Origin of the sequence: Streptomyces sp. NPDC087440, assembly GCF_044744005.1 — a bacterium.
Lineage (GTDB): Bacteria > Actinomycetota > Actinomycetes > Streptomycetales > Streptomycetaceae > Streptomyces.
This window is the reverse complement of sequence record NZ_JBIUXN010000022.1, coordinates 110,874-127,125: the sequence shown is the minus strand read 5'-3', so window position 1 is coordinate 127,125 and position 16,252 is coordinate 110,874. Positions and strand designations below refer to the sequence as shown.

At 72.2% G+C, this 16,252-nt stretch carries 17 protein-coding genes; 10 read left to right on the top strand and 7 right to left on the bottom strand.

What is annotated here, in order from left to right:
- Positions 1-42: 42 nt before the first annotated feature.
- The 7 genes from ACIO3O_RS33865 (at position 43) to ACIO3O_RS33835 (ending at position 6,091) form a co-directional block, all read left to right on the top strand.
- Complete coding sequence (locus ACIO3O_RS33865) at positions 43-900, top strand: HipA family kinase (protein WP_401752603.1); 858 nt, start codon at positions 43-45, stop codon at positions 898-900.
- Between the two features lie 8 nt (positions 901-908).
- Entirely contained in the window at positions 909-1,307 is a 399-nt protein-coding gene (locus ACIO3O_RS33860) for a DUF3037 domain-containing protein (protein ID WP_401752601.1), read from the top strand.
- Positions 1,308-1,463: 156 nt separating this feature from the next.
- Positions 1,464-2,225 carry a 3-oxoacyl-ACP reductase FabG gene (gene fabG, locus ACIO3O_RS33855; RefSeq protein WP_401752600.1) on the top strand — a complete coding sequence of 254 codons (762 nt, stop codon included), beginning with the start codon at positions 1,464-1,466 and terminating at the stop codon, positions 2,223-2,225.
- A gap of 27 nt (positions 2,226-2,252) precedes the next feature.
- Positions 2,253-3,014, top strand: coding sequence for an SDR family oxidoreductase (locus tag ACIO3O_RS33850; RefSeq protein ID WP_401752598.1), 762 nt, complete (start codon positions 2,253-2,255; stop codon positions 3,012-3,014).
- Between the two features lie 160 nt (positions 3,015-3,174).
- Positions 3,175-4,764, top strand: coding sequence for an ABC transporter substrate-binding protein (locus ACIO3O_RS33845; RefSeq protein WP_401752675.1), 1,590 nt, complete (start codon positions 3,175-3,177; stop codon positions 4,762-4,764).
- Positions 4,765-4,851: 87 nt separating this feature from the next.
- Complete coding sequence (locus tag ACIO3O_RS33840) at positions 4,852-5,535, top strand: uracil-DNA glycosylase (RefSeq protein ID WP_401752596.1); 684 nt, start codon at positions 4,852-4,854, stop codon at positions 5,533-5,535.
- 76 nt (positions 5,536-5,611) lie between these two features.
- Positions 5,612-6,091, top strand: coding sequence for a hypothetical protein (locus ACIO3O_RS33835; protein ID WP_401752595.1), 480 nt, complete (start codon positions 5,612-5,614; stop codon positions 6,089-6,091).
- Positions 6,092-6,134: 43 nt separating this feature from the next.
- On the opposite strand, the gene ACIO3O_RS33830 is transcribed toward ACIO3O_RS33835, so the two are convergent.
- Both ACIO3O_RS33830 and ACIO3O_RS33825 read right to left on the bottom strand, forming a co-directional pair.
- A complete protein-coding gene (locus tag ACIO3O_RS33830) occupies positions 6,135-6,644 on the bottom strand; it encodes a hypothetical protein (protein ID WP_401752593.1) in 510 nt (169 codons plus the stop codon).
- Between the two features lie 122 nt (positions 6,645-6,766).
- Positions 6,767-7,450 carry a TetR/AcrR family transcriptional regulator gene (locus ACIO3O_RS33825; protein ID WP_401752591.1) on the bottom strand — a complete coding sequence of 228 codons (684 nt, stop codon included), beginning with the start codon at positions 7,448-7,450 and terminating at the stop codon, positions 6,767-6,769.
- A gap of 78 nt (positions 7,451-7,528) precedes the next feature.
- On the opposite strand from ACIO3O_RS33825, the gene ACIO3O_RS33820 reads away from it, so the two are divergent.
- Positions 7,529-8,767, top strand: a complete 1,239-nt coding sequence (locus ACIO3O_RS33820) for an FAD-dependent monooxygenase (protein WP_401752589.1) — start codon at positions 7,529-7,531, stop codon at positions 8,765-8,767.
- Between the two features lie 44 nt (positions 8,768-8,811).
- Entirely contained in the window at positions 8,812-9,717 is a 906-nt protein-coding gene (locus tag ACIO3O_RS33815; protein WP_401752587.1) for a Gfo/Idh/MocA family protein, read from the top strand.
- On the opposite strand, the gene lnt is transcribed toward ACIO3O_RS33815, so the two are convergent.
- The 4 genes from lnt to ACIO3O_RS33795 all read right to left on the bottom strand — a co-directional run bounded on the left by lnt (position 9,662) and on the right by ACIO3O_RS33795 (position 13,952).
- On the bottom strand, positions 9,662-11,338 hold the full coding sequence (gene lnt, locus ACIO3O_RS33810) for an apolipoprotein N-acyltransferase (RefSeq protein ID WP_401752585.1): 1,677 nt from the start codon (positions 11,336-11,338) through the stop codon (positions 9,662-9,664). The genes ACIO3O_RS33815 and lnt overlap by 56 nt on opposite strands.
- Positions 11,339-11,459: 121 nt before the next feature.
- Positions 11,460-11,939, bottom strand: a complete 480-nt coding sequence (locus tag ACIO3O_RS33805) for a nuclear transport factor 2 family protein (protein ID WP_401752583.1) — start codon at positions 11,937-11,939, stop codon at positions 11,460-11,462.
- A gap of 93 nt (positions 11,940-12,032) precedes the next feature.
- Positions 12,033-12,908 carry an undecaprenyl-diphosphate phosphatase gene (locus ACIO3O_RS33800; protein WP_401752581.1) on the bottom strand — a complete coding sequence of 292 codons (876 nt, stop codon included), beginning with the start codon at positions 12,906-12,908 and terminating at the stop codon, positions 12,033-12,035.
- Positions 12,909-13,055: 147 nt separating this feature from the next.
- Complete coding sequence (locus ACIO3O_RS33795; protein WP_401752580.1) at positions 13,056-13,952, bottom strand: TVP38/TMEM64 family protein; 897 nt, start codon at positions 13,950-13,952, stop codon at positions 13,056-13,058.
- 49 nt (positions 13,953-14,001) lie between these two features.
- Here ACIO3O_RS33795 and ACIO3O_RS33790 point away from each other — a divergent pair, with 49 nt between their 5' ends.
- Entirely contained in the window at positions 14,002-14,718 is a 717-nt protein-coding gene (locus tag ACIO3O_RS33790; RefSeq protein ID WP_401752579.1) for a DNA alkylation repair protein, read from the top strand.
- Positions 14,719-14,774: 56 nt separating this feature from the next.
- On the opposite strand, the gene tuf is transcribed toward ACIO3O_RS33790, so the two are convergent.
- A complete protein-coding gene (gene tuf, locus ACIO3O_RS33785) occupies positions 14,775-15,947 on the bottom strand; it encodes an elongation factor Tu (protein WP_401752578.1) in 1,173 nt (390 codons plus the stop codon).
- Between the last annotated feature and the right edge of the window lie 305 nt (positions 15,948-16,252).

Below are 16,252 nucleotides of genomic sequence, written 5' to 3'. Positions count from 1 at the left end.
CTCGGTCGCGGACCGGGCGGCCGGTCCGGCTAGCCTGACGCCATGCTCACCGAAGTCATCGCGACCCGCTACGTCACGCCCCTGCGTGAGGGCGGCTCGCTCCCGGGAATCGTCGAGGCCGACGACCTGGGTACGTACGTCATGAAATTCACCGGCGCCGGACAGGGCCGCAAGACCCTGGTCGCGGAGGTCATCTGCGGCGAGCTGGGCCGCAGGCTGGGGCTGCGGGTGCCCCGGCTGGTGGCCATGGACCTCGACCCGGTCATCGGGCTCGGCGAGCCCGACCAGGAGGTGCAGGAACTGCTCAAGGCGAGCGGCGGGCTGAACCTCGGGATGGACTTCCTGCCGGGTTCGATCGGCTTCGACCCGCTGGCGTACGAGGTCGGGCCCGGCGAGGCGGGCGAGGTCGTCTGGTTCGACGCGCTCATCAACAACGTCGACCGCTCCTGGCGCAACCCCAACATGATGGTCTGGCACGGCGACCTGTGGCTCATCGACCACGGCGCCACCATGATCTGGCACCACAACTGGCCGACCGCCCCGAGTGCCTCGGCCAAGCCCTACAACGCCTCCGACCACGCGCTGGCCCGCTTCCGGCCCGACATCGAGGCCGCCGCCGCGAAGCTGGCGCCGCTGGTGACGGAGGAACTGCTCACCGAGGTCGCCGCCCAGGTGCCCGACGTGTGGCTGGCCGACGAGCCCGGGTTCGAGACGACCGACGCCCTGCGCCGGGCGTACGTGGAGGCGCTGCTGCCGCGCGCCGCGACCGTGCACGAGCGGATCGTCCTTCAGGCGCCGACCGAGGACCGGCCCTCGCAGGCGCCGGGCTGGCTGAAGGAGCGCCTGAAGCCGATGCCGCAGTCCACGAAGAAGGCTCAGCAGGACGGCGGCGAGAAGTGAGCGAACAGGTGAGTCCGAAGACCCCCGTCCAGCGGCACGTCTTCGAGTACGCGCTGCTGCGCGTCGTGCCCCGCGTCGAGCGTGGCGAGATGTTCAACGCGGGCGTGATGGTCTACTGCCGGGCGAAGTCGTACGCGGCCGCCCTCACCCACCTCGACGAGGCCAAGCTCCGGGTGCTCGACCCGGGGGCCGACGTCGTGGGCGTACGGGCCGCGCTGGGCGCGGTGGAGGGCCTCTGCGGGGGCGGCGCGGCGGCGGGACAGGCCGCCGGTGACGAGCCGGGCCGCCGGTTCCGCTGGCTGAGCGCGCCGCGCAGCGGCGTCGTACAGCCGGGGCCCGTGCACACCGGACTGACGGCCGATCCCGAGGCGGAACTGGAACGGCTGCTCGACCTGTTGGTCAGGTGACGCCGGTGGACACCGTGTGACCTTCGTCGGGTACCGGGGCGGCCGTTGACACCGGGTGCCGTGGCTTCTAGCGTCACGACTGCTGAGGCTACTAAGCGGTTGCTCAGCTGTCGAGCGGTCCCCCGGGACCGGTTCCCAAGGGCGAGGAGAACAGGGATGTCCACCACCGAGCAGCGCGTGGCGATCGTGACCGGGGCGGCGCGCGGCATTGGCGCCGCCACCGCCGTACGGCTCGCGGCCGAGGGCCGTGCCGTCGCCGTACTCGACCTCGACGAGGCGGCCTGCAAGGACACCGTCGAGCAGATCACCAAGGCGGGCGGCAAGGCCCTCGCGGTCGGATGCGACGTCTCCGACGAGGCGCAGGTGGAGGCCGCCGTGGCGCGCGTCGCCGCCGAGCTGGGCGCGCCGACCATCCTGGTCAACAACGCGGGCGTGCTCCGCGACAACCTGCTCTTCAAGATGAGCGCCCTGGACTGGGACACCGTCATGGGCGTCCACCTCAAGGGCGCGTTCCTGATGTCGCGCGCCGTCCAGAAGCACATGGTGGACGCGAAGTTCGGCCGTATCGTCAACCTGTCGTCGTCCTCTGCGCTCGGCAACCGCGGCCAGGTCAACTACTCCGCCGCCAAGGCCGGACTCCAGGGCTTCACCAAGACCCTCGCCAAGGAGCTCGGCAAGTTCGGCGTCACCGCCAACGCGGTCGCCCCCGGCTTCATCGTCACCGAGATGACCGCGCAGACCGCCGAGCGGGTCGGCATGGGCTTCGAGGACTTCCAGGCCGCCGCCGCCACCCAGATCCCCGTGCAGCGCGTCGGCAGGCCCGAGGACATCGCCAACGCCATCGCGTTCTTCACCGGCGAGGAGGCGGGCTTCGTCTCCGGGCAGGTCATGTACGTCGCCGGTGGCCCCCTCAACTGACCTGCCGAACCAAGGGACTTCACGCTCATGACGGAAGAAGTGCAGGACAGCGGCAAGGTCGCTCTCATCACCGGTGCCAGCCGCGGCATCGGCTACGGCGTCGCGGAGGCCCTGGTCGCCCGCGGCGACCGGGTGTGCATCACCGGACGCAACGAGGACGCCCTCAAGGAGGCCGTCGAGCGGCTCGGCGCCGACCGGGCGATCGGCGTCGCCGGCAAAGCCGCCGACGAGGAGCACCAGGCCGTCGCCGTGGCGCGCACCATGGAGGCGTTCGGCCGGGTCGACTTCCTGGTCAACAACGCCGGTACCAACCCCGTGTTCGGCCCGATGGCCGACATGGACCTGAACGTCGCCCGCAAGGTCTACGAGACCAACGTCATCTCGGCGCTCGGCTTCGCCCAGCAGACCTGGAAGGCCTGGCAGAGCGCCAACGGCGGGGCGATCGTCAACATCGCCTCGGTGGCGGGCGTCTCGGCCTCGCCCTTCATCGGCGCGTACGGCATGAGCAAGGCCGCGATGATCAACCTCACCGTCCAGCTGGCGCACGAATTCGCCCCGCTGGTACGGGTCAACGCGATCGCGCCCGCCGTGGTGAAGACCAAGTTCGCGCAGGCGCTGTACGAGGGCCGTGAGGAGGAAGCGGCGGCGGCGTACCCGCTGGGGCGGCTCGGCGTGCCCTCCGACATCGGCGGCGCGGCGGCGTTCCTCACCTCCGCGCAGTCGGACTGGATCACAGGTCAGACGCTGGTCGTGGACGGCGGGATCTTCCTCAACGCCGGTGTCGGCTGAGGAGCATTGGTGAAGACGGGGGCGCGGTAACTCCCCTCGCACCCGGGTTGGGCGGAATTCTTCGTTCCCTTTCTGTGACGGCCTGCTGGACAACTGCGTTGCTCCGGCGGGCCGTTGCGGTATGGTCTGCCGATCCCACGGCTGAACGAGGAGCGTGCACGTGTTTGACCGGGCCAGGAGTCTGCGCGCTGCCGCAGCCCTCACGTCCCTATCCCTGCTGGCAGGCTGCGGGCTGCTGACCGACGAAGGTTCCGACCCGGAACACCGGTTGAGCGTGGGCACCACGAGCAAACCGAGCACGCTGGACCCGGCGGGAGCCTGGGACGGTTCCTGGGAGCTCTACCGCAACGTCTTCCAGACCCTGCTGAGCTACCCGACCGGCACCGTGTCCCCCTCCCCGGACGCCGCGCAGAAGTGCGGCTTCGCCGACACCGCCCACCGGGTCTACGCCTGCACCCTCAAGGAGGGCCTGACCTTCTCCGACGGCAGCGCGCTCGACGCGGAAGCGGTCCGGCACTCCATCGAGCGCATCGTCAGGATCAACGCCGACGGCGGCCCGGCGGGCCTGCTCAGCAGCCTCGACACGATTGAGACCCAGGGCAAGGAGAAGGTCGTCTTCCGGCTCAACAAGCCCGACGCCACCTTCCCGTTCGTCCTGGCCACCCCCGGCATGTCGCTGGTCAGCCCGGGTGCGTACCCGGCCGGCCGGCTGCGCACCGACGACTCGCTGGTCGGCTCGGGCCCGTACACCATGAAGGCCTACCGCCCCGAGGGCGCCGACTCCGGCGCGGACCTGGAGCGCAACCCGAACTACAAGGGCTTCGCCGACCGCAAGAACGACGCGGTGACCATCCGCTACTTCGACGACTCCGCGAAGATGGTCAAGGCGCTCAAGGACAAGGAGATCGACGCCACCTTCCGCGGACTGACCGCCGAGCAGGTCGTCGGCCTCCAGGACCAGGCGGGCGGGCCGATCCAGGTCACCGAGTCGCCCGGCTCCGAGATCCACTACCTGGTCTTCAACCCGAAGGACAAGTACGCCGCCAACCCGGCCGTGCGCCGGGCCATCGCCCAGCTCGTCGACCGGCCCACCCTCGTGGAGAAGGTCTACAAGGGCACCGCCGAACCGCTGTACTCGATGGTGCCGACCGGCATCGCCGGACACACCACCGACTTCTTCGACGAGTACGGCAGGGCGGACACCGCCGAGGCCAAACGCATCCTGCGCGCCGGGGGCGTCACCGGGCGCGTGCCGCTCGCCCTCTGGTTCCCCACCGACCGCTACGGCTCCGCGACCGCCCTGGAGTTCGCCGAGCTGAAGCGGCAGCTGGACGCCTCGGGGCTGTTCAGGGTCACGGTGAAGGGACTGCCCTGGAAGGAGTTCCAGAAGGGCGTGCAGAAGGGTTCCTTCCCCGTCTTCGGCCGCGGCTGGGCGCCGGACTACCCGGACCCCGACAGCTTCGTGGCGCCCTTCGTCGGCAAGCGCAACGCGATCTCCACCCCGTACCTCGTACCGGAGATCACCGACCAACTGCTGCCCAGGTCGCGCCGTGAGATCAAGCGCGAGAACGCCAGCGAGTACTTCGTGCGGGCCCAGGAGGTGCTGATGCACGACGCACGGCTGCTGCCGCTGTGGCAGGGCAAGATGTACGTCGCCGCCCTGGAGGACGTCGGCGGCACGGAGCTGACGCTCGACCCGCAGACCGTCATGCAGGTGTGGGAGCTGTACCGCAAGACCAGCTGGGACTAGGGGTACGCACCGGGGGCGGGCGGCGTTGTCAGTGGTGGCCGGTAGGTTCTTGGGCAGAGAACGAATCGCTCACCGGAGGTTGTTGACGTGACGGACATCCAGATGCTGCCCGAGTCCTGGCGCGGGGTCCTCGGCGAAGAGCTGGAGAAGCCCTACTTCAAGGAGCTCATGGAGTTCGTCGAGGAGGAGCGGGCGGCCGGCCCGGTCTACCCGCCGCGCGAGCAGGTCTTCGCCGCCCTGGAGGCCACCCCGTACGACCAGGTGAAGGTCCTGGTCCTCGGCCAGGACCCGTACCACGGCGAGGGCCAGGGGCACGGGCTGTGCTTCTCCGTGCAGCCGGGCGTCAAGACGCCGCCCTCGCTGCGCAACATCTACAAGGAGATGCACGAGGAGCTGGGCACCCCGATCCCGGACAACGGCTACCTGATGCCGTGGGCCGAGCAGGGCGTCCTGCTGCTCAACGCGGTCCTCACCGTCCGCAAGGCCGAGGCGAACTCGCACAAGGGCAAGGGCTGGGAGAAGTTCACCGACGCCGTCATCCGCGCGGTGGCGGACCGCCCCGACCCGGCCGTCTTCGTGCTGTGGGGGAACTACGCGCAGAAGAAGCTCCCCCTGATCGACGCCGAGCGGCACGCGGTGGTCAAGGGCGCGCACCCGTCCCCGCTGTCCGCGAAGAAGTGGTTCGGCTCGCACCCCTTCACCCAGATCAACGCCGCCGTCGCCGAGCAGGGCCACGAGGCGATCGACTGGACGATCCCGAACCTGGGCTGAGCCTGAGCCCGATTGCCCCCGCCTGCGGCTAGCGTCACGGGGACAGTCGAGGACAGCGCGCGCAGCGGAGGCCGCAGTGGTGGAGCAGCAGGAGGCGTCGGGGGACGCCGTGATGACCCGGATCGGGCAGACGGCGATCCTGCTGCACGCCGGTGACCGGCAGGAGGCCCGCGGCCGGTTCGAGGTGCTGTGGGAGGAGCTGGGCCCGCAGGGCGACCCGTGGCACCGCTGCATGGCCGCGCACTACCTGGCCGACGCGCAGGACGACCCCCGGGACGAACTGCTGTGGGACCTGCGGGCGTTGGCGGCCGCCGACGGACGCGACGGTGGGCGGGGCGGGGAGCGGCTGTCGGTGGACCTGCACGGCTTCCGCCCCAGCCTGCATCTGGCGCTCGCCGCCGACTACGTGAAGCTGGGCCGCCCGGAGGCCGCCCGCATCCATCTGGGCCGGGCCCGCACCCTGTCGGACGCGCTCGCCGAACAGGGGCGTCCGGCACGGGGAGTGCGGGAGGCGATCGGGCGGCTGGAGCTGCGGCTGGCGGGGGAGCCGGGCTAGCCCGGGGGGCGGCCTTTGGGCGGCGGACTTCGACGCCCCGCGATCAACCTCCGTACGCCTCCCGGCAGATGCGGGCCTCCGGGCTGTTGGGCTTCCAGCCGCCGTAGCCGGTGCCCAGTGCGCACACGTCGGCCGCCGAGGCGGGCAGCTTGGGCAGGGCGGGCTGCGCCCGCTCCGGCTGCTGCCGGGGTGCGGGCCTGTGCGGGGCGGGAGTCTGCGGGGCGGCGGCCCGGCGGGTGGGCGGCGGGGGCTGCGGTTCGTCGGCGGCGGTCCGGTGGCGGGGCTCGCGGGGTGCGGGCGGGGCGGCGGCCGGCTCCGGGGCGCGCTCGGAGGGCAGCAGGGCCGCTTCGAGCACCTCGTGGACGGGGGCCTCGACCAGTTCTTCGGGGTTGCCGCCGTTCCCGATCAAGTGGGGCAGTTGGGGCGGGCGCGGCTGCTGAGCGGCCGGGGACTGGGCGGCGGGCGGACCCGGCGGTCCGGCGTCGGTGGACACACAGCCCGACACGGCCGACACGGCGACCCCCACCAGGAGCGTCGCTGCGGTTCTCGTCACGGTTCTTGTTCGGTGCACCCGCGCAACTCTGCTGATCGCGGCACCCGTTGGGGAAGCCGGGAGACCGATATTGCCCCACATGAGTGAAGCGCGGGCCAGGCGCTTACGTACGGTACGGGGCCCTACGCGCCCAGCATGCCGCGCAGCAGCTCGCCGAACCCGGTGCGCAGTTCCTCCCGCGTCGGCACGGACGCGTGGTACGAGCCCGCCGCGCACGAGTACATCAGCCCCTCCACCCACGCGACCAGCGACAGCGTGTGCCGCTCGGGCTCCTTCGACCCCGCCGCCGTCATCAGGGCGACCAGCGGCTCCCGGAAGCCCGCGCGGCCCGTCGCGTCGTAGAACTCCCGCAGCTCGGGCCTGCGGGTGGCTTCGAGGCCCAGTTCGTACCGGGCGATCAGCAGCGAGCGGTGCTCGGTCAGATAGCGGTGCAGGGTCAGGGCGAGCAGGTCGGTCAGGCCCTCCAGATCGGGCGCGGCCCCGGACGCGGACCCCGTCTCGGCCCCGGTCTCCGCCCCCGTCTCGGCCCCGGTCTCCGCCCCCGTCTCGGCCCCGGCCTTCGGGAGCGAGCCGACCCCCAGTGCCTCGCCCTCCACCACGGCCAGCCTGCGCACCGCGAGTTCCAGCAGGGCCTGGCGGGTGCGGGCGCAGTTGGAGGTCGAGCCCTGCGGCAGGCCCGCCGTCTCGTCCACGGCCCGGTGGGTGAGCCCGCGCATCCCGCGCTCGACCAGGAGCTTCAGGGCGGCGTCGGCGATGCGCTCGGCGCGGGCGGCGGCGGGGGAGTCCGGGGAGGTGCGTGCGGTCATGGGGCCAATCTACCGCGCTCACTACATCTGTAGTAGCGTTCGAGATGTCACTACAGGTGTAGTAACCCAGGAGGCGCCATGTCCCCGCACGTGTCCCCGACCCCGCAACAGCCCCGCCACGCCGTCGTCGTCGGCAGCGGAATCGGCGGCCTCACCGCCGCCGTCGCCCTCCACCGGCGCGGCCTGCGGGTCACCGTCCTGGAGCGGGCCGCCTCCCTGGAGCCGGTCGGCGCGGGCATCGGCCTCGCCCCCAACTCCCTGCGCGCCCTGGACGTCCTCGGCCTCGGCGACACCGTCCGCGACCTCGCCGCCTGGCAGGGCGAGGGCGGGATGCGCGCACCGAACGGCCGCTGGCTCTCCCGTACGGACAGCGCCGCCGCCGCGGAACGCTTCGGGGGACCGCTGGTGCTGCTGCACCGCGCCACCCTCGTCGACGTCCTGCGCGCCGCACTGCCCGAGGGCGCCGTCCGCACCGGGGCCGCCGCCTCGCTGATCGACGCGGGCGAACCCGGAGGTCGGCCCGCCCTGGTCCGTACCGACGAGGGCGACATCGAGGCCGACCTCGTCGTCGGGGCCGACGGCGTGCGTTCGGGGGTGCGCGGCGTCCTCTTCCCCGAGCACCCCGGGCCCGTCTACGCCGGGTTCACCACCTGGCGGGTCGTCGTCCCCGCGCCCGTCGAGCCCTTCGCGCCGCACGAGACCTGGGGGCGCGGACGGCTCTGGGGCACCCAGCCGCTCAAGGACGGCCGGATCTACGCGTACGGGGCCGCCCGCACCCCCGCCGGAGGCCGCAGCGCCGACGGTGAGAAGGCCGAACTGCTGCGCCGCTTCGGCGACTGGCACCACCCCGTGCCGCAGATCATCGCCGCCGCCGAGGACGACGGGGTGCTGCGGCACGACGTCTTCCACCTGAGCACCCCGCTCGACACCTTCCACCGGGGCCGCACCGTCCTGATCGGCGACGCCGCGCACGCCATGTGCCCGACCATGGGCCAGGGCGGCAACCAGTCCATCGAGGACGGCGTCGTACTCGGCCACCACCTGGACCCGGCCGCGGACCTCGGGGCGGCGCTGGCCGCCTTCACCGCCGACCGGCTGCCCCGTACGACCGGCATCGTCGCCAAGTCCGCGAAGATCGCCAGGCTGGCCATGCTGGACAGCGCACCGGGAGCGGCCGTCCGCGACGCCGTGCTCAGGCTCGCGAGCCTGGGCCCCTCCGCGCTCGCCCTGCGGGCCTTCGACGGAGTCTGCGACTGGCGGCCCCCGCAGCGCACGTATGCTGCCCGGACACCCGTTCACCAGGCACAACAGGCCTAGCAACACCGTCAGGCGCAACCCTGGCATGACAGAGGGAGACCCCCGTGAAGATCGGCGTCATCGGCCTCGGCGACATCGCGCAGAAGGCGTACCTGCCCGTCTTCGCGACCCTTCCGGGGGTCGAGATCCACCTCCAGACCCGCACACCCGACAAGCTGGCCCGGGTCGCGGAGACCCACCGCATCCCCGCCTCCCAGACCCACACCACGCTCGACGGAATCCTCGCGCAGGGCCCGGACGCGGCCTTCGTGCACGCGTCGACCTCCGCGCACCCCGAGCTGGTCACCGCGCTCCTCGAGGCGGGCGTCCCGACGTACGTCGACAAGCCCCTCGCGTACGAACTGGCCGACTCCGTACGGCTGGTGGAGCTCGCCGAGGAGCGCGGGGTGAGCCTCGCCGTCGGCTTCAACCGCCGCCTGGCCCCCGGCTACGCGCAGTGCGCCGACCACCCGCGCGACCTGATCCTGATGCAGAAGAACCGCGTCGGCCTGCCCGAGGAGCCGCGCACCTTCGTCCTCGACGACTTCATCCACGTCGTGGACACCCTGCGCTTCCTGGCCCCCGGCGAGATCGACCACGTCGACGTGCGCGTCCGCATGGTCGAGGGGCTGCTGCACCACGTCGTGCTCCAGCTCTCCGGCGACGGCTTCACCGCCATCGGCACCATGAACCACATGTCCGGCTCCACCGAGGAGATCCTCGAAGTCGCCGGCCAGGACACCAAGCGGCAGGTCGTCAACCTCGCCGAGGTCATCGACCACAAGGGCCAGCCGAGCGTCCGCCGCCGCGGCGACTGGGTGCCCGTCGCCCGTCAGCGCGGCATCGAGCAGGCCGTCACCGGGTTCCTGGACGCCGTACGCGCCGGAAAGCTCGTCAGTGCACGCGACGCGCTGGCTACTCACGAGCTGTGCGAGCGCGTGGTACGGACGGCCCTGGAGCAGACCGCCTGAGGCCGCGCACTCCCTCGGCGGCGAGCAGCAGCGCCAGCGCGGCCATCGCCAGGTACATGGCCCAGTCCCCGTACTTCGCGTACGGGGTCAGGCCGTGTGCCAGGGGTACGTCGTAGACGGCGGCGGCGCTGCGGTCGGTGCCCAGCGGTGACCCGATCCGGCGGCCGTCGGGCCCGTACACACTGCTCACCCCGGTCAGCGTGGCGTGCACCATGGGCCGCCCCGTCTCGGCGGCCCGCAGCGCGGCCAGCGTCGCGTGCTGCTCGGGGGCCCAGCTGTCCTGGAAGGTGGACGTCGCGGACTGCGCGATCAGCAGCCCCGCGCCGTCCCTGACCAGACGGCGGCTCATGTCGGGGAACGCCGACTCGAAGCAGACCAGCGGGCCCAGCCGCAGGCCGTTCGGCAGCGCCATCACCACCGGGGCCGTGCCCCGCATCCGGTCCTCGCCCGCGGCCTTGCCCACCGACGTCGCCCAGCCGAGGAGGGCGCGCGCCGGGACGTACTCGCCGAACGGGACCAGCCGCATCTTGTCGTAGCGCGCCCCGGTCGGCCCGTCCGGTCCCACCAGCACCGACGACTTGAAGATGCCGGGCCGGTCGGAGCGCCGGGCGTCCACGTTGACCAGGACGTACGCGTCCACTGTCCGGGACAGCGCGGCGATCCGCTCCGCCACGTCGGGCCGCGCCACGAGGTCCTCGCCGACGCTGCTCTCGCCCCACACCACCAGGTCCACCCGCCGGTCGGCGAGCGTACGGGTCAACTCCTCGCCGCGCGCCAGGCGTTGTTCGGCGCTGCCGATGCCGTCGAAGACACCGGGCTGTACGACGGCGATCCGGGCGGTGCGTTCGGGCGCGGGGCGCGGCGCCCAGGCCCAGGCGGCCCCGGTGAGGACGGCGCAGGCGAGGAGCGCGCAGAGGGCCGGGGTACGGGCGTACGGCAGGGTCAGCAGGACCACGACGGCGGTGTTCACGGCCACGACCAGCAGCGTCACCAGCCACACCCCGCCGAGCGAGGCCAGCCGCAGGGCGGCCGTCACGTCCCACTGCGAGGAGCCGAGCAGACCCCAGGGGCCGCCCAGGCCCTCCCAGGAGCGGGCCAGTTCCACCATCAGCCACCCCGACGGCAGCACGCCGACGGCGACCAGCGCGCGCGACGCGGTCGGTCTGCCGCCGAGCAGGAACCGTACGAGCACGCCCCACGGCAGCCACAACAGCCCCAGCAGTGCCCCCAGCACCACGATGAACACGTGCAGGCTCGGCAGCAGCCAGTGGTGCACCGCCACCACGAACCCGACCCCGCCCAGCCACCCCTCCAGGGCGGCCCGGCGCGCGGTCGGGGCCGACCTGAGCAGCAGCATCCAGGGCACGAGGGCGACGTACGCGAACCACCACAGCCCGGGGGCGGGGAACGCGAGGACGGGCAGGGCCCCGGCGAGGAGGGCGGCGAGGGCGCGCTGCCGGGCGGGCGGGGAGAGGGGGACGGGGTTGGCGCTGTCGGGACGGCCCGTGGACACCGACGTGACGTCGTCCTGGCGCTCGTCGTTCCGGCGCAAGCCGTCCTGCCGGACGTCGTCCTGGCGCAGGCGGCCGGAACGTCTGCCCGACACCCAGTGCCTCGGCATACCGCACCTCCTCACCACCGGAGTGATGACCCCAGTGTGGGGGAGCGGGACGAACCGGGACAGTGGGCGTCGGACGGCGTACGAGCCGGTGCGCGTCAGACGGCATGCGCGCCGGGGCGCGTCAGACGGCGTGCGCGCCGGTGCGCCGCCACTTCTCGTGCACGGTCACCCGGCGCACGTTCCAGGCGCCCTCGTCGGAGCGCAGCAGCTCGAAGGAGTAGCGGCCGCCGGTGACGAAGTTCGGCGCCGACGTGCCGTCCAGCCGTCCGGACTGCTCCAGGCGCATCGGGTTGAGGTAGTCGGCCTGGAGGTCGGCCCGGTCGCCCGTGTACCCGTTGAGGTCCTCCAGCCGCAGCCGCCGGTTGACGATCAGGTGCTGGCGCACGGGAAAGAGCCGCAGCATCTTCGCGAGCCACCCGGCGACCTCCTCGGCCGGGCCCTCGATGCCGCCGGCCGAGCGGTAGTCGGCGCGGCCGTCGGGGGTGAACAGGGCCTGGTACGCCGTCCAGTCGCCGTCGTCCACGGCCACGGCGTAGCCGGTGATCACCGCGTCGATGGCCAGCCGGTCCATAACGGTCGCGAGCTCCACACGCTGGGTCATCGGCTCAGTCTCGGGCAGCACGGGCGCGCCGCCAAGGGCCCGTGGGGCACGAGTGTCCGCCGTGCGGCGCAGGGCCCGCGCCGGGGGCCGGGATCAGCCCGCCGACTCACCTGCGTGCGGGCTCAGCACACCCAGCCCCACCAGCACGAACAGCACCACCCCGAGCGCCACCCGGTAGTACACGAACGGCATGAAGCTCCGCGAGGAAATGAACCGCATGAACCATGCGATCACCGCATATCCGACCACGAAGGCGATCACCGTCGCGAAAATCGTCTGCCCCCACGACACATGCCCCTCGCCCACGTCCTTCAGCTCGTACACCCCCGAGGCCAGCACCGCCGGGATCGCCAGCAGGAAGGAGTACCGCGCCGCCGACTCCCGGGTGTACCCCATCAGGAGGCCGCCGCTGATCGTCGCGCCCGAGCGGGAGACGCCGGGGACGAGCGCCAGCGCCTGGCAGAAGCCGTAGATCAGGCCGTCCTTGACCCCGAGGTCCTTGAGCGTCTTGCGGTGGTTCCCGGCCGTGTGCCGCCCGGTGTCCCGCTCCGCCCGGGCCGCCAGGCGATCCGCGACGCCCAGGATGACGCCCATGACGATCAGCGTCGTGGCGATCAGCCGCAGATCCCGGAACGGGCCCTCGATCTGGTCCTTGAGCGTCACCCCGAGCACCCCGATCGGGATCGACCCGACGATCACCAGCCAGCCGAGCTGCGCGTCGTGGTCGCCCCGCATCGACTTGTCCTTCAGCGAGCGGAACCACGCGCCCAGGATCGTCGCGATGTCCTTGCGGAAGTAGATCAGGACCGCGGTCTCGGTCCCGATCTGGGTGATCGCGGTGAACGCCGCCCCCGGGTCGTGCCAGCCCGCGAAAGCCGCCGTCAGCCGCAGATGGGCGCTGGAGGAGACGGGCAGGAACTCGGTCAGGCCCTGGACCAGGCCGAGGATGAAGGATTCGAACCAGCTCATGAGGGGTCGCGCCGTCCCGAGAGTGCGCGCAGGGCGGTGTGCCGCCGCGCGGAGGGTGGGGTGGAAGTGGTGCGCAGCGTACCGGTGGAAGGTGGCCGGAGGGTGATCAGCGGGCGTCGGGCGTGGCTCGGTGTCGTCGCCCGGAATTCACTTGTTCGAGAGGGAGTGCACAGAGGTCTGCACCGGCTCGGGGGCGGACTCCTCGGCGGAGGCCGCGGACGCCTGCCCCGCCGATCGGCCGATCGAGTGCCGCTTGCACCACGCCACCACGACCCCCGCGATGCTCGTCACCACGATGAACGCCGTCGAGATCACGAACGCCGGTGACGTCGGCGACGAGGCCTCGCTGCCCGCTATGACGTACGCGAGCGTGTTGGGGATCGAGCCGAGTCCGGTGGCCGTCAGGAAGGACAGGTACCGCATCCGCGACACGGCGGCGCAGTAGTTGGCCGCCGCGAACGGCACGCCGGGGAAGAGCCGGATCGCCAGCATCGACCGGAAGCCGTGCCTGCTCAGCACCCCGTCCGCCGCCAGCAGCACCCGCCCGCGCAGCATGGGCCGCAGCGCGTCCTGCCCCAGGTGGCGGCCCAGCGCGAAGGAGATGCCCGCGCCGAGCACGGTGCCGCCGATGGACGTGGTGAGCCCCAGCGCGGTGCCGAACAGGGCGCCCGCCGCCAGATTGAGGATCGGACGCGGTACGAAGGCGACCGTGCACAGTCCGTACGCGACCCCGAAGAGCACCGCGGCCATGGCCCCGCCCAACTGCGGCGGCCAGCCGTCGGCCAGCATCTTCTGCGGCTCGTAGAGCAGGACCGCGGTGGCCGCCGAAGCGAGCACCACCAGCAGCAGCGCGAGCCGCGCCCACGGCGACAGCAGCACCCTGGCGAAGCGCACGGCCCGGGGAGCGCCCGCAGCCCGTCCCGCCTCGGCCTCGGCATTCGTTCTGCCCGCGCGAGGTCCGTCCGCGTCGGATCGGCCCGCGCACGGGTGGTCCGTGTGCGGTGCGTCCGTGCGGGGCGTGGCCCCCGTGGCGTGGTCGAACATCCGGGGAGACTAACTGACATTCGTGTGTGATCGCCGTAATGTGCACCTCATGACCGGCTTGACCCGTACGGCTGACGGCGGTCCCTCCAGCGCACTCGCCGACACCGTCCTGGCGCGGCTCATCACCGTGTACCCCGCATCGGCCGACCCGATCAGGGCCGAGAAGACGGCCGCGTACATGCAGCACGTCGCGCCCTTCTTCGGCATCCCCACCCCCGAGCGCCGCGCCCTCTCCCGCACCGTCCTCGCCGGAACCCCACTCCCCGCCGAGGCCGACTGCACGGCGATCGCCCTGCGCTGCTGGGCCCTGCCGGAACGCGAGTACCACTACTTCGCCGTCGATTACCTGCGCAAGCACGCCGGACGCCTCTCCTCCGGCTTCCTCCCGACGGCCCGGCACCTGATCACCACCACCTCCTGGTGGGACACGGTCGACCTGCTCGCCGCGCACGTCGTCGGCGCCCTGGTGGCCGCCGACCCCCGGCTGAAGCGCGTCATGGACGACTGGATCGGCGACGACGACCTGTGGGTCGCCCGCACCGCCCTCCTCCACCAGCTCCGCCACAAGGACGCCACCGACACCGGCCGCCTCTTCGCCTACTGCGAACGTCAGGCCGCCCACCCCGACTTCTTCCTCCGCAAGGCCATCGGCTGGTGCCTGCGCGAGTACGCGAAGACCGACCCGGCGGCCGTCCGCACCTTCGTCGACGCCCACCGCGACACACTCTCGCCGCTCTCGGTGCGCGAAGCCCTCAAGAACCTCTGACCTCCTCCGACCTCACGGACAGGGGCTGCGCGGTCCGACCACGCAGCCCCCACCCCCTACCCGAGCACCTCGCTCACCGTGCCCGCCCCGACCGTGCGCCCGCCTTCGCGGACCGCGAAGCCGAGACCGGCCTCCAACGGGACGTCACGGCCGAGCTCGACCGTCATGGTGACGGTCTCGCCGGGCCGGGCGACGGCGACCTCGCCCAGGTCCACGTCGCCGACCACGTCCGCGGTACGGAGGTAGAACTGCGGCCGGTAACCCGAGGCGATCGGGGTCGTCCGGCCGCCGTCCTTCGCCGACAGGACGTGCACCTGCGCGACGAAGCGACGCGCGGGCGCGACGCTGCCGGGCGCGGCCACCACGTGCCCGCGGCGCACCCCGTCGCGGGGCACCCCGCGCAGCAGCAGCGCCACGTTGTCCCCGGCCTGCGCGGAGTCCATCGGCTTCCCGAAGGTCTCCAGACCGGTCACCACCGTCTCGGTGTCCGCACCCAGCACCTCGACCCGGTCACCGACCCGGACGGTGCCGCGCTCCACCGCGCCGGTCACGACCGTGCCGCGCCCGGTGATGCTGAGGACGTTCTCCACCGGGAGCAGGAACGGCGCGTCGACGTACCGCTCGGGCATCGGCACGTACGTGTCGACCGCGTCCAGCAGCGCCTCGACGGACGCCTCCCAACGGGGGTCGCCCGACAGGGCCTTGAGGCCCGACACCCGTACGACGGGAGCGGCGTCGCCGCCGTAGCCGTGCGCGGTCAGCAGCTCGCGGACCTCCAGCTCGACCAGGTCGGTGAGCTCGTCGTCCCCGGCGTCGGCCTTGTTGAGGGCGACGACGATGTGGTTGACGCCGACCTGGCGGGCGAGCAGGACGTGCTCGGCGGTCTGCGGCATGATGCCGTCGAGCGCGGAGACGACGAGGATCGCACCGTCGAGTTGGGCGGCGCCGGTGACCATGTTCTTGACGTAGTCGGCGTGGCCGGGCATGTCGACGTGGGCGTAGTGGCGGGTGTCGGTCTCGTACTCGACGTGACTGATGTTGATGGTGATGCCGCGCAGCGCCTCCTCCGGCGCCCGGTCGATGCGGTCGAACGGCACGAAGGTGCCGGTGCCGCGCTCGGCGAGGACCTTGGTGATGGCGGCGGTCAGGGTGGTCTTGCCGTGGTCGACGTGACCCATGGTGCCGATGTTGAGGTGCGGCTTGGTGCGGACGTATGCCGTCTTGGGCATGGCTGTGTTGTTCCTCTGCGAAGTGACGCGAAGCGTGAGTGGACCCCCTGGGCCTGCCGACCCTCCCCGTACGGGGTCCGCCGGACGCGCTCCGGGAAGGGTCAGCTTCGGGCGCCGTCGAAGGGCGCTGCGGCAGCAGGTGCGAGTGCTGCGGGGAATGCGGCGAGAGCCGCGGAAGTGAGTTCGGTGACGGCAGCCTTCGGCGCGTCCGCGACTGCGGACGGCGCTGCGAGGAAGGCGTACCGGAACATGCGTCAGATCATTGCCGATCCGCCCACCTGTGGCGAACGGTTTTCCCGAGGGGC

Bases quoted from the DNA above. Each gene is read 5' to 3' on its own strand.
- ACIO3O_RS33865 (WP_401752603.1), top strand. From the start codon at position 43: ATGCTCACCGAAGTCATCGCGACCCGCTACGTCACGCCCCTGCGTGAG.
- fabG (WP_401752600.1), top strand. From the start codon at position 1,464: ATGTCCACCACCGAGCAGCGCGTGGCGATCGTGACCGGGGCGGCGCGC.
- ACIO3O_RS33850 (WP_401752598.1), top strand. From the start codon at position 2,253: ATGACGGAAGAAGTGCAGGACAGCGGCAAGGTCGCTCTCATCACCGGT.
- ACIO3O_RS33825 (WP_401752591.1), bottom strand. From the start codon at position 7,450: ATGACCGCACGCACCTCCCCGGACTCCCCCGCCGCCGCCCGCGCCGAG.
- ACIO3O_RS33820 (WP_401752589.1), top strand. From the start codon at position 7,529: ATGTCCCCGCACGTGTCCCCGACCCCGCAACAGCCCCGCCACGCCGTC.
- lnt (WP_401752585.1), bottom strand. From the start codon at position 11,338: ATGCCGAGGCACTGGGTGTCGGGCAGACGTTCCGGCCGCCTGCGCCAG.
- ACIO3O_RS33805 (WP_401752583.1), bottom strand. From the start codon at position 11,939: ATGACCCAGCGTGTGGAGCTCGCGACCGTTATGGACCGGCTGGCCATC.
- ACIO3O_RS33800 (WP_401752581.1), bottom strand. From the start codon at position 12,908: ATGAGCTGGTTCGAATCCTTCATCCTCGGCCTGGTCCAGGGCCTGACC.
- ACIO3O_RS33795 (WP_401752580.1), bottom strand. From the start codon at position 13,952: ATGTTCGACCACGCCACGGGGGCCACGCCCCGCACGGACGCACCGCAC.
- ACIO3O_RS33790 (WP_401752579.1), top strand. From the start codon at position 14,002: ATGACCGGCTTGACCCGTACGGCTGACGGCGGTCCCTCCAGCGCACTC.
- tuf (WP_401752578.1), bottom strand. From the start codon at position 15,947: ATGCCCAAGACGGCATACGTCCGCACCAAGCCGCACCTCAACATCGGC.